Origin of the sequence: Cohnella algarum (assembly GCF_016937515.1) — a bacterium.
Taxonomy (GTDB): domain Bacteria; phylum Bacillota; class Bacilli; order Paenibacillales; family Paenibacillaceae; genus Cohnella; species Cohnella algarum.
In genome coordinates this window covers 1,021,251-1,032,678 of record NZ_JAFHKM010000002.1, presented here as the reverse complement: position 1 = coordinate 1,032,678, position 11,428 = coordinate 1,021,251, and the positions used below count along the sequence as shown (strand labels likewise).

Genomic DNA, 11,428 nt, shown 5'->3' with positions numbered 1-11,428 from the left:
TAAACGTTATGTCGAGGGGCGGCGTTTGCTGTCGCTTGGTTGTCGGCTCAGACTGGAGGGTTCGTTGCGATGGATTTGGCGAATTGCCCCCGCTGCGGGAAGTTGTTTGCCCGCAATTTTCGAGATATATGTCCGAACTGCATGAAAGATATCGAGAGAGAATATGAAACGTGCATCGAATATTTGCGCGCCAACAAAGGCGCCACGATCACGGAGCTGTCCGACGAGACCGGGGTGTCCGTCAAGCAGATTACCCGGTTTATCAAGGAAGGGCGCATCTCGCTGTATAACGCCCCCAACATGTCCTACCCGTGCGAGGTATGCGGCACGCTCATTCGCGAAGGGAATATGTGCGACAACTGCCGGGCGCGGCTTCGCAAGGAAGTGCGGAACGCGACGGCGGAGACGGGGCGGGACCATGCGGATGAGAAAAAGACCGAGGGTGCCTATCAAATCAACCATTGGAATAAGGACAAGAAATAATTACTTGGCAAGGCTTTTTAATCATTCTCTAAATAATTGATAAATGTAAACCGATAATACTTTTATAAGTTTATCGGTTTTTTTATTTGCCGGATTCGCTATTTTGAGGTGATCGAGTTGAAAATCAACGAATCGCAGCGCATGGCCCTGTTTAAAAATTATAATACAACCTACGAAACCCGCGCGCGCAGCGCAACGAACGGAAGCCGTAGGGATGAAGTGCAAATTTCGGAAGAGGCGAAGGAATTGCTGGGTGCCCAAAGAAGCGGCGGAGATGCCGACCGCGCGAAGAAAATCGAGGCGTTGAAGAACGAGGTTTCCTCCGGTACTTATTTTTTGGAGGCGGGCAAAATCGCGGAAAAGATGCTCCCTTTTTTTAAGGGATACTGACAGGAGGATGCTCGAAACGTGAGCCTGCATGAACTTCGGGAGTCTCTTCGATTGAATGAGGAATGTTATCGGGAATTGCTGGATTTGGCCCAACAGAAGAAAGAAAGCATCGTGAACGATCGGCTGAACGATCTTACGTTGATCATGACGAAGGAATCGAGACTGCTCAAGAAAATCGCCGAAGCGGAACAAATGCGGACGCAAGCCGTTCTTTCGTTTCAACAAGCCGCGGGTTTGCAACGCGAGAAGCCCCTGACTCTGACAGAGGTTGCGCGAATTTCAACGAACCCGGAGGATAAGGCGGATATCCGGATGCGCATCGAACGACTGTCGGAGCTGACCGGAAAGCTGAAGGAGATGAACGAACTCAATCAGTCGTTGACCCGACAGGCATTGGATTTCGTGGAGCTCTCGTTGGATCTGCTTATGGGCGTGCCGGATGAAGCGGTATACCGGATTCCCACGCAAGCGCCGGCCCCGACCGGACGCAAGGGAGCGTACGATTTTAAAGCGTAATGATTTGACTTTGCGAAAGAAAGGAAGTATGAACGATGCGATCTTCATTTCTCGGTCTTGAAACTAGCAAACGCGCTTTATTGACGCAATCGCTGGCTATGCAAACGACCGGCCACAACGTGGCCAACGCCAGTACGGCCGGTTATACGAGACAACGCGTGAACCTGTCCGCGACGCGGCCGCAAGAGGCTGTCGGCATGCAGAGCAGTACGGCCGTCGGTCAAATCGGCACGGGAGTACAGGCGGACAGCATTACCCGCATACGCGAGAACTACCTGGATACGCAGTATCGCCGGGAGAACCAGGGACTCGGTTATTGGTCGGTTCGCAACAGCCATCTCGAATCCATCCAGGCGATTCTCAACGAGCCTTCGGACGACGGCATTCGGGGCGTCGTCGACGATTTTTGGAACTCCTGGGAAGTGTTGAACCGGGATCCTACGCTGCTGAGCGCGAGGGTCGACGTCATTGCCAAAGCGACGAACATGGCGGATACGTTCAAGCAGGTGGACGAATCCTTGACCAGTCTCGAAGGGGATATCGACAGCAGCATTACGGCAAAGGTAACCTCGATTAACACAATGCTGACCAACATCGCGCAGTTGAACGATTATATTCGCAAAGCCGAAAGCCTCGGGGCCAACGCTAACGACTACCGCGACCAACGCGATTTGCTGCTTGACCAGTTGTCTTCTATTGTCAATATCGAATACGCCGAAACGCCGGAGGGCGATTTTACGCTGAACGTTGCGGGAACGGCGGCAGTGACGAACAATGAAGCGGTAACGTTAACCACCGCGATCGCGACGGGCGCAACTTCAGGCGAGCTGGCGGGTTACGTTCAGGCAAAAGCGGATATCAACCAAATTCGGAACGAGTTAAACGCCTTGGTCCAGACGATGGTCAACGGAGAAGTGACGGTCACGCTGGAAAACGGGTATACGACTTCCCAAGCAATGACGGCGAACAATGCCGTAACGCTTGAAGACGGATCGGTCATCCCGGCGGGAACGATCATCCCGGCCGGTTCGGTCATTACTTCAGCCGTTGAATTTACCGTCAATGGTATTAACGGCCTGCACAGCCTCGGATACGGGACGTCGGATCCCGCGACGAACGGCATTCCCTTTTTCACGACTTCGGACGGCAGCACGACGTTTAATATGAGCAACGTCCGATTAAACCCTGTCATCGCGAGCGACACCAGCAAAGTAGCCGCATCCGGCAAATACGAGACGGTGGATGGAACGAATCAAACGATTAAGGGCAACAGCGACATCGCATACGCCATTACGACATTGCGGGACAAGTCGTTTGCTTATTCCACCAACATCACCAATCTTACCTCCGGCACGATCGACGACTACTTCCGGGCGGTGACGAGCCAGTTGGGGACGACCGCGGACAACGCGCTTCGGAACATGAACAACCAGCAGGAGCTTGTGGATGCGGCGGGAACGCGCAGGTCGCAGGTCAGCGGCGTTTCTCTGGACGAGGAAATGACGGATATTTTGAAATTCCAGCACGCATATAACGCTGCGGCCAGGCACATGACGACAGTGGATGAAATGCTGGACCGCGTCATTAATCAAATGGGTCTCGTAGGCCGGTAAAGGAGTTAAGTGATGCGAGTAACGGGATCGATGAAATATACGCAGCTGCTGACGAATTTGCGCAATACCCAGACCGGAATTTATGATTGGCAAAACAAGTTGGCGACGGGGCAGCGGATCAGCAAGCCAAGCGACGATCCGGTCGGGATCTCCTATGTGATGCGCTATGACACGGAATTAAACCGCAGCGATCAATATTTGACGAACGCGCAAACCGGCAGCGGCATTTTGAACACGATGGATTCGATCATGCAGCAAGCGGACGACATTCTGAAACGGGCTCATACGCTGACGCTGCAGGCAAAGAACGAAACGATATCGCCGGACGCCAGGCTGGCGATCGCAGCGGAAATCAAGCAGCTTCGGGAACAAATGGTGCTGATCGGAAACAGCACGTATAACGGCCGCTATCTATTCAATGGGCAAAAAACGGACCAAGCCCCCTACACTTCGGCGAATGCGGCAAACGATGAAACGGACAGCGGCGTATTTCAGCTAAATGTAAGTCCGCTGGTGCAGGTGCCGGTCAGCATTTCCGGCGAACAGGTATTTGGAGAAGCGGGCAGCGACAGCAACGTTTTTAAAATATTCGACGATTTAATTAATCATTTGGAAACGAATGATACAACCGCCCTGGGAGACGATGTCGATAAAATTTTGGCCGCATCGGACAACTTTTCGGTTCAACGGGCGGAAATCGGCGCCAGAACCAATCGGTTTACGCTAATGGAAAGCCGCATCGAATCCAATATGATAAACTTGCAAACTCTTCGCTCCAACGTCGCCGACGTAGATTATGCGGATGCGATAACCCAGCTTCAACTAAAGCAGAACGTATTCCAGGCGTCCTTGGCAACGGGTGCGCAAATTATGAGCGTATCGTTGGTGGATTACTTGAAATAAAATTGACAGCGGGGGGCTAATCCTTGAGTAGCATTGAGAGTAATTTTACGCGGCAGGTACAGGCCCGGATTCGGGATGTGGCAAGCCCTGCGCAAACGGATGTCCGATACCAGCCCCCCGATTTGAAAATTAAAACCAGGCAAGCCGACATGAACGTGGATATGACCCACGTTTATGAAGATTGGGGAGCCTTGCGGCCATCGAGTTTCCGGAAAGAAATTGAAAATCGCGCAGAAAAGGCGTATGTGCAGGGAGTAACCGATGAAGTGCGGAATGGCCGCCGTATTCGGGACATTCATAAAGAGTCCGGGAATGTGTATGGTCAAATCGCCTTTCAAACGTACATGCGCGGCGCAAACCGGGAAGTCGTACTGGACGCTCTTCCGAAACAACCGGCAAAAATCGATATACGCATTCACCCGCCGGAAATCAATTTCGAAATGAAGACTGTCGTCATCGGCCTTCCGAAAGGGAATTAAAACTTTTTTCCGAAGGGAAAGACAAAGCGTGACCCATGAACAGCCATACTTTGCGCTCCAAAGCGATGTTTACGGAACTTTGCAGGTGAACGAGGAGCAGGTTTTCGAGTTTCAAAAAGGGATTATCGGCCTACAAGAGATCCAGCGATACGCGCTTTTTCAACTCGAAAGCACCCCGTTTTCCATTTTACATGCCCTCGATGCCCAAATCAGCTTTATTCTAATTCCTGCATCCGAAGCTGTTGAGCAATACGGTTTCCGCATCGATGATGAAACTGCGGAGCTGTTAAGGGTCGCGCACCCGGAGGAAGTGGTTACGATGCTTGTGGTCAACGTCATCGAGGATCGGATTTACGTTAACCTTAAAGCGCCGATATTGTTGTCCCCGACGAACAGATCCGGAGTGCAGTTCGTCATTCATGATCAGGAACTCCCCGTCCGGTATCCTCTGTCAAGCGGAAGCAAGGAGGAGATAACGGATGCTGGTGCTTAAGCGCAAGGTCGGCGAAACGATTATGCTGGGAGATCAGATCGAAGTTCAGATCCTCGCGATTGAAGGAGAATCGGTCAAAATCGGATTGACGGCTCCATCCCATATCCAAATTTTGCGCAAGGAACTATATGAAAGCATACGGCAGGAAAATATTCTGGCTGGACAACCCGCAGCTCAGGGCGAGCAACTGATTCACTTATTGGGGAATTTAAAAAAATCAAATAAACAAGATTAGGTGGGATGCGCAAATGAGCGGAATTCAACCGGTTGAGGGAGGTTCCGCCTACGAACTTCAATCATCCAGAAATACAGCACAAGAGACATTTAAAAAGTTCGAAGGCGGCCGTAAACAAAACGAAGAGCTTGCTGTCGGAGGAAAGAAAGAAAACAAGTTCGACTTCAAGGATTTGTCGGAAGAAGCGCGAGAGAAGCTGGAAAAGGAATTGAAGAAGGTTAACGATTCCCTGATTTCCTATGAAAAGCAGATTCGTTTCCGCTATGACGAGGAAGCAAAGCAAACGTATGTCGAAGTCGTCGATACGGAATCCCAAGAGGTGGTGGCGAGCATGCCGCCGGAGTTTCTAATCGACCTGTCGATTAAAATGAAAGAAATGATCGGTATGTTTATGGATAAGAAGCTATAGTGACTTGTAATTTGAATACACAAGGAGGTATTCCAAATGGCAACAAGCAGCGTAAGCAGCAGCGCAATGTCGTTGACAGGGATTTTTTCGCAATTGGACACGGACGCGATGGTACAGGTTTTGATGGCTTCGGATCAGAACAGGTACGACTCGCTGGAGGCCCGGAAATCGGATTACTCCAATCAGCAGTCTTTATTCCGATCGATCAACACCAAGCTTTCTGCATTAAAGACGGCTGCCTTTAACTTGACGCTAGCAAGCAGCTTTACCAAAACGGCCGCATCCAGTTCGGATACGAAAGTTTTGACGACGACTTCAAACTCCGGAGCAGCAGCCGGTACCTATCAGGTTGAAGTGACGCAACTGGCGCAAGCCCACTCGATCAAGGGGGCGAATATTAGCGCCTCGGGAACGACCTTGAAGAGCAGCTTCGCCACCGCGCAAGATATTACGATAAACGGCGTAACGATCAAAGTAAGCGAATTGGCGGCAAGCGCGAAAACGGACAAGGAACTGTTAACGAGCATCAAAAACGCGATCAACAGCGGCGATACGGGCCTTACCGCTTCCGTCATGCAAACGTCGGACGATAACGTTTCCCTTGTATTAACCACGAAAAAGTCCGGCGAGGGCAATGCCATCCGGTATGATGAAAGTTCGACGGCGACTGCCGGCACGTTTTCCGGCGGTTTCAACACTTTGCAAGCGCTCGGATTGTTTGGCGGAACCAACACTGCCGCAACGATTCAAAACGAAGTGACGAGCGCGCAAGATGCCGTTTTAAAGGTGAACGGGGTGAGTGTCACCTCCAGCTCGAACACCGTGAAAGATGCCATCGAAGGCGTGACGTTTACTTTGGTGGATGATGGAACGACGACGGTTACGGTCAACTCGGACACGAAAGCGATCGGCGACGCGGTCGAGGCGTTTGTCACCGCCTACAATGATATTATAGACGCCGTTAAGGAAGCCAAAGCGTACAAAGATTCGAATGGCCGAACGACGCTGCAGTCCGATTCGACGCTGAACAGTCTCGTGAATCAAATCTCGGGCTGGTTGACCGGGCAAGTCGGCCAAACGAACGGAGGAGCAGCCGGTTCTTCCGACTTTGCGTATAAGTATCTTTTCGAAGTCGGCCTTGAAGTAGATAAAGGAGTAACTACCGCAAGCGAGATGACCGGCAAAATCACGTTCGACCGCGAGAAGTTTGAGGAAGCGCTCAGCGACAATCCGGAAGGCGTTATTCAACTGTTCCGCTATAACGGGAAGGATGAGGGCAAGGCAAGCGGTATCGCGCAGGTCTTTAATACGAACCTGACGACTTGGACGAGTTTTTCTTCGGGAATTCTCAAAAACAAGATCGACGGGTACGACTCCGAAATTTCGTTTATAACCGATCAGATGGACCAAATGAAAAATCGATTGGAAGTGAAGGAAGCATCTCTTAAAGCGAAGTTTTCCAACATGGAAGTTTCCCTTTCCAATTTGCAAGGGACGCAAAGTTATTTGACCGGAATCGTAAGCTCCTTCTATAACTAAGACGGAAATAAAAATGCAACCAAATAAAGTTTTAAGGGGATAACGATATTGTTAAATCAAGCAGGCTACCAAGCGTATCGTAAAAACAAATATGAAACGGCCTCTCCCCATCGTCTGATCCAAATGCTGTACGAAGCGGCGTTGTCCAATATTGCGCATGCCGCAAAAGCGATAGACGACAAGCAGATCATGCTCGCACATCGTCATATTGTTCGCGCCCAGGAAATCGTCTCCGAACTTATTATTTGTCTTAATGAAGAGCAAGGCGGCCAAGTAGCCGCCAATCTCAAGCAAATTTATTTGTACGTGATCGACATGCTCGTAAAAGCGAATTTACGCAAACAGAAAGAGCCGCTGGCAGAGGCGGAAAGCCTGTTGCTGGAAATCAAGTCCGCTTGGGATCAGATCGGAAGTGAAGTGTCCATTGGAAAAATCTGATCTGAAGGGCCTGATTGTCGAGTGGCGCGATTGTTTTGAACGAATTCTCGAACATGCTAACGAACAATTGCGCTTGCTCGATACTCCGGATTTGAATTGGGAACAGTTCGTCCATCTGTCGCAGAAAGGCGAAGAACTGCAACAAGCTGCGGAGGCTGCCGGCGAAGCTCTCCGAAAAAATATCGGCGAACGGGAGTACGAAAATATGTTCAAGGTTGAGATTCTCCCGATCGCCGAAGAAGCGAATCGAGTTGTTGCGGAGGCAATTGAACGGATTAAAGCGGAGTTTCCCAAAGTGACCGGGGATTTGCGCAATACGAAAAATCATCTCAAGCTGATGAACGCCTATTACGGCATGCAGAGCGATCCCCAATTCGCCTATTATTTCGATGAAAAAAAATAAAAAAAAATATTTGAACCCATTAAAAAAAGCTCTTGGCCTGCCGATATATGGAATAGACCGCAAGGACGCGGTACTAGAACCTATCATGGAGGATGAACGGTATGGGAATGTTTATTAACACGAACGTAAGTGCAATCAACACGAACCGCAACCTGAACTTCAACAACACGCAACTCGGCAAAACGGCTGAGAAGCTGTCTTCCGGTTACCGCATCAACCGTGCGGCTGACGACGCTGCAGGCCTTGCGATCTCCGAAAAGCTGCGCTACCAAATCAACGGCTACAACCAAGCGCTGAGCAACGCGCAAGACGGCATCTCCCTCATCCAAACGGCTGAAGGCGCGCTGACCGAAGTTCACTCGATGCTGCAACGTCTGGACACGCTCGCTACGCAAGCGGCGAACGGTACGCTGCAAGACGAAGACCGTGACCAAATCCAACTTGAAGTCGACCAACTGTTGCAAGAAATCTCCAACATCGTCGGCAAGACGAAGTTCAACGGCATTACGCTGCTGAACGGTTCGACTTCCAGCGTGACGTTCCAAGTCGGTTGGGAAAAAGGTACGACGATCACGGCCGACCTGGGCAGCGGTCTGACGCTGAACCAACTTGGCATTAGCACCCTGAGCGTTGCTACCGCAGCAGGTGCCCAAGACGCACTGAGCGCAATCCAAGCGGCGATCACGACGGTTTCCAGCCAACGCGCTACGCTGGGTGCCGTTCAAAACCGCCTGGAGCATACGATCAACAACGTCGGCGTCAACGCCGAAAACCTGTCCGCTTCCGAATCCCGCATTCGCGACGCAGACATGGCCAAAGAAATGACCAACTTCACGAAGCAACAAATCATGGTTCAAGCCGGTACGGCTATGCTGGCTCAAGCGAACTCGCTGCCGCAAAACGTCCTGCGTCTGTTGGGCTAATAGGAAACAATTTCCGACTCCTCAACCTATCCGGTTGGGGAGTTTTTCTATTCACTTTCTGTCGTTTTTTGCCGATATTTATACGTATAGAAGATGTAACCGTCGAATCCAATAAAGGTGCTGATCCCATGAAGGTTTTTTATCTCCAGGAAGAGCTGGACTTGTCGAATATGGACGCGAAGGGACGCGAAGAACGGCTCAATCGTGTCTTTGCCACCCTTTACGAGCGTAATGAAATTGTGCAAGAGGTTACGATCGATAATACGGTTTTTCACGAAGGCTACGAGAATGAATTGCTGCTTAGAATGCAGGAGATACAAGAAGTTCGTATTGCAACAATAAATGGGGACGTGCTTACCCAGGAAATGCTTCAGGAGCTACATCAATATTTGCCTCGCGTAAATCGGGCTATCGACTCGATCTCGGATCTGTTTTACGGCGAAATGACCGCGGACGACTGGGGTTACTTTTCTCAATTAATTGAAGGAATCGGTTGGGTCGAAAAGGCGGTTAATATTATCCTGCTTCAATTTAATCGCGTTAACGGCACGGAGCCTTTACAAGAACCGTTTGCCGTGTTTGCAAGTCGAATACCGGAGCTCCTGGCCGAGTTGGAAGCCGTCTTAGGTCGCGAAGATCGAGTTGCGGCGGGAGATTTGATTAAGTATGAATTTGGAGAACTTCTCCAACATCTAGAGAATGCTATTCAATCCAGGGTGACCGTATGAGAAAATTCGCTGCCGACAATTTAATGTTTTTGCGTGAAGAGTATCCGGAAATCTATAAACTGATTCGGGGAAAGTCGTATGATCAGGCAGCCATTCGTCCTGAAATCGCCAAAAACGGCGAGCCCATCGCATCTGTTGTTACGGAATCCGGATCTTGGCAAAGTCTATACAGTCGTTACAATCCTTCCTTAGAGGCCGATCGTTGGGCTCAGTCGCTTGCTGACGCTGTATCAGAGACGAAGGATGTTTTGTTCTGTGGATTTGGTTTAGGGTACCATCTGGAGGCTTTTCTGAAGTTGTATCCGGAGAAAAGGGTCTATCTTTACGAACCGTACGTAGACACTCTTCTCTATGCGCTCGAACAGCGCGACCTTCGATCGATTTTAATGAACAAGCAAATTGCCATGTTCGGGATTGGTAATACTCTGGAAACCCAAGTCGAATTCATCGAAAACGCGTTTAATACATCCAGCAATAACTTAAGATTAGTAGATGTTCCGGTTTACAAACTTGCTTATCCGGGGCTTATTGAAAATTACCGTCAACTTATCGCCCAGACAGCTGCTTCGGCGGCCTCTTCGTTAAGGACGCTAGAGCGCTTTCGGAAGGATTGGGCTCGTAATTTGATCTTAAATACCGCTTTTAACTTACTTACTCCTTCGATTAAGGGCATGAAGGGTGTATGTCATGGAATTCCCGCTATTGTAGTCGGTTCCGGTCCATCTTTGGAGATGGAAAAGGACTCTCTTCGTCGTCTTAAGAATCATGCATTAATCATTGCGGCAGGTACTAGCATAATGGCCTTGCGAAAATTTGATATTGAACCGGATTTAGTAGTGACAATGGATCCGGGAGAATATAATTATAGGGCTTTTACAACTTTAGAACTTCGAAATATTCCGTTACTCTATATCCCAACTGTACATTCTGGAGTTTTAAGAGAAAAAAACAAATATAAAATACATGCCTTTTTTAATTTGGATGCTCCTACTGCTTTTTTGATGGGATTAACAGATTCCGATCCGATATTTGCTTCTACAGCAACAGTAAGCGGTACTGCAATTCAAGCGGCTATTTTCTTGGGATGCAATGAAATTGTATTTATTGGGCAAGATTATTCATTCCCCAATAATCAATTTTACTCCGAAGGCGTTTCTCATGCGCCAACTGATGTATTACAACGAAAAATGAACCAATCAACCGAAGAAGTTCTGAATGTAAATGGAGGAATGAATCGCTCCAATCGTATTATGACCGTATCAAGGCAAGGGATTGAGCAACTAATTTATATGAATCCGCATTGCACATTCTATAATGCGTCCAATGTTGGGGCAAAGATTGAAAACACTCATCGAATATCATTGGATGAATTATATGAAAAAAAATCTTCAACACAGTTTGAGGATGATTGGTTTAATAAACTAATTGAATTGTACGCAAAGAAATACGATGAAAATCGAATGAATGCGATACGAAGCAGAGTGTTTGAATTGCATCGTAAATCATTTCATTTCGAACATGGGGTTGAATCACTAAAGAGGCATATTCTTATAGCAGATAAGCTCACTAAGACAGGGGATGAACTTACTCTAAAGAAATGGCTAATCCGTTTTGAAGAGATTTGGAAGCCAATAATTGACGATGAGTCATTTAAATTTGTATATGGGTTCTTCTTTCAACGTGAGTTGAATTATCTTGACAGAAACTGGCGGGACATGCTGGATGAGAAAGAAATTCGAGTGAAGGTCACAATACTTGTAGAATTGCTTACTCCTTTTATGCAAGGGTGGGATGAAATATCCCCATTATTGAGAGCACACTTGGATAGATTAGTTGAGATACTTTTGCAATTAGGTTAACATTTCCATTTTTTAAG

General features: G+C 48.7%; 15 protein-coding genes. 14 read left to right on the top strand and 1 reads right to left on the bottom strand.

All coding sequences use genetic code 11. The features are described 5' to 3' along the window. Positions 1-69: 69 nt before the first annotated feature. Positions 70-483, top strand: coding sequence for a TIGR03826 family flagellar region protein (locus JW799_RS04735; RefSeq protein ID WP_205428849.1), 414 nt, complete (start codon positions 70-72; stop codon positions 481-483). A gap of 21 nt (positions 484-504) precedes the next feature. Here the strand turns inward: JW799_RS04735 and JW799_RS30395 are convergent, their stop codons facing one another. Continuing rightward, entirely contained in the window at positions 505-903 is a 399-nt protein-coding gene (locus tag JW799_RS30395; RefSeq protein WP_476695925.1) for a hypothetical protein, read from the bottom strand. Between JW799_RS30395 and JW799_RS04725 the strand changes: the two genes are divergently transcribed. From JW799_RS04725 to JW799_RS04665, 13 genes are all read left to right on the top strand, one after another. Then, positions 892-1,389 carry a flagellar export chaperone FlgN gene (locus JW799_RS04725; RefSeq protein ID WP_205428848.1) on the top strand — a complete coding sequence of 166 codons (498 nt, stop codon included), beginning with the start codon at positions 892-894 and terminating at the stop codon, positions 1,387-1,389. The two genes, JW799_RS30395 and JW799_RS04725, sit on opposite strands and share 12 nt — an antisense overlap. 35 nt (positions 1,390-1,424) lie before the next feature. Continuing rightward, a complete protein-coding gene (flgK, locus tag JW799_RS04720) occupies positions 1,425-3,002 on the top strand; it encodes a flagellar hook-associated protein FlgK (protein WP_205428847.1) in 1,578 nt (525 codons plus the stop codon). 12 nt (positions 3,003-3,014) lie between these two features. After that, positions 3,015-3,905 (top strand): flagellar hook-associated protein FlgL, encoded by an 891-nt coding sequence (gene flgL / locus JW799_RS04715; RefSeq protein ID WP_205428846.1) that lies wholly within the window; start codon positions 3,015-3,017, stop codon positions 3,903-3,905. A 77-nt stretch (positions 3,906-3,982) separates the two neighbouring features. Beyond that, positions 3,983-4,384 (top strand): DUF6470 family protein, encoded by a 402-nt coding sequence (locus JW799_RS04710; protein ID WP_338026343.1) that lies wholly within the window; start codon positions 3,983-3,985, stop codon positions 4,382-4,384. Positions 4,385-4,412: 28 nt separating this feature from the next. Continuing rightward, positions 4,413-4,877, top strand: coding sequence for a flagellar assembly protein FliW (fliW, locus tag JW799_RS04705; protein WP_205428844.1), 465 nt, complete (start codon positions 4,413-4,415; stop codon positions 4,875-4,877). Beyond that, positions 4,864-5,112 (top strand): carbon storage regulator CsrA, encoded by a 249-nt coding sequence (gene csrA / locus JW799_RS04700; protein ID WP_205428842.1) that lies wholly within the window; start codon positions 4,864-4,866, stop codon positions 5,110-5,112. The genes fliW and csrA overlap by 14 nt, the downstream gene beginning before the upstream one ends. A 13-nt stretch (positions 5,113-5,125) precedes the next feature. Further along, positions 5,126-5,521, top strand: a complete 396-nt coding sequence (locus JW799_RS04695; protein WP_205428840.1) for a flagellar protein FlaG — start codon at positions 5,126-5,128, stop codon at positions 5,519-5,521. Between the two features lie 36 nt (positions 5,522-5,557). Next, the gene (gene fliD, locus JW799_RS04690; RefSeq protein ID WP_205428838.1) at positions 5,558-7,060 is read left to right on the top strand and encodes a flagellar filament capping protein FliD; all 1,503 of its coding nucleotides are present in this window, start codon (positions 5,558-5,560) and stop codon (positions 7,058-7,060) included. A 48-nt stretch (positions 7,061-7,108) separates the two neighbouring features. Beyond that, complete coding sequence (fliS, locus tag JW799_RS04685; protein WP_205428836.1) at positions 7,109-7,498, top strand: flagellar export chaperone FliS; 390 nt, start codon at positions 7,109-7,111, stop codon at positions 7,496-7,498. Beyond that, positions 7,485-7,901 (top strand): hypothetical protein, encoded by a 417-nt coding sequence (locus tag JW799_RS04680; RefSeq protein WP_205428835.1) that lies wholly within the window; start codon positions 7,485-7,487, stop codon positions 7,899-7,901. Before fliS ends, JW799_RS04680 begins: the two co-directional genes overlap by 14 nt. Before the next feature lie 101 nt (positions 7,902-8,002). Then, positions 8,003-8,824: a flagellin N-terminal helical domain-containing protein gene (locus tag JW799_RS04675; RefSeq protein ID WP_205428834.1), complete on the top strand. Its 822-nt coding sequence runs from the start codon at positions 8,003-8,005 to the stop codon at positions 8,822-8,824. Positions 8,825-8,952: 128 nt separating this feature from the next. Further along, on the top strand, positions 8,953-9,552 hold the full coding sequence (locus tag JW799_RS04670; protein WP_205428833.1) for a hypothetical protein: 600 nt from the start codon (positions 8,953-8,955) through the stop codon (positions 9,550-9,552). Beyond that, a complete protein-coding gene (locus JW799_RS04665) occupies positions 9,549-11,411 on the top strand; it encodes a motility associated factor glycosyltransferase family protein (protein WP_205428832.1) in 1,863 nt (620 codons plus the stop codon). Before JW799_RS04670 ends, JW799_RS04665 begins: the two co-directional genes overlap by 4 nt. Positions 11,412-11,428 lie beyond the last annotated feature (17 nt).

Coding starts and splice junctions, on each gene's coding strand:
- JW799_RS04735 (WP_205428849.1), top strand. CDS start 70: ATGGATTTGGCGAATTGCCCCCGCTGCGGGAAGTTGTTTGCCCGCAAT.
- JW799_RS30395 (WP_476695925.1), bottom strand. CDS start 903: ATGCAGGCTCACGTTTCGAGCATCCTCCTGTCAGTATCCCTTAAAAAA.
- flgK (WP_205428847.1), top strand. CDS start 1,425: ATGCGATCTTCATTTCTCGGTCTTGAAACTAGCAAACGCGCTTTATTG.
- flgL (WP_205428846.1), top strand. CDS start 3,015: ATGCGAGTAACGGGATCGATGAAATATACGCAGCTGCTGACGAATTTG.
- csrA (WP_205428842.1), top strand. CDS start 4,864: ATGCTGGTGCTTAAGCGCAAGGTCGGCGAAACGATTATGCTGGGAGAT.
- JW799_RS04695 (WP_205428840.1), top strand. CDS start 5,126: ATGAGCGGAATTCAACCGGTTGAGGGAGGTTCCGCCTACGAACTTCAA.
- fliD (WP_205428838.1), top strand. CDS start 5,558: ATGGCAACAAGCAGCGTAAGCAGCAGCGCAATGTCGTTGACAGGGATT.
- JW799_RS04675 (WP_205428834.1), top strand. CDS start 8,003: ATGGGAATGTTTATTAACACGAACGTAAGTGCAATCAACACGAACCGC.
- JW799_RS04670 (WP_205428833.1), top strand. CDS start 8,953: ATGAAGGTTTTTTATCTCCAGGAAGAGCTGGACTTGTCGAATATGGAC.
- JW799_RS04665 (WP_205428832.1), top strand. CDS start 9,549: ATGAGAAAATTCGCTGCCGACAATTTAATGTTTTTGCGTGAAGAGTAT.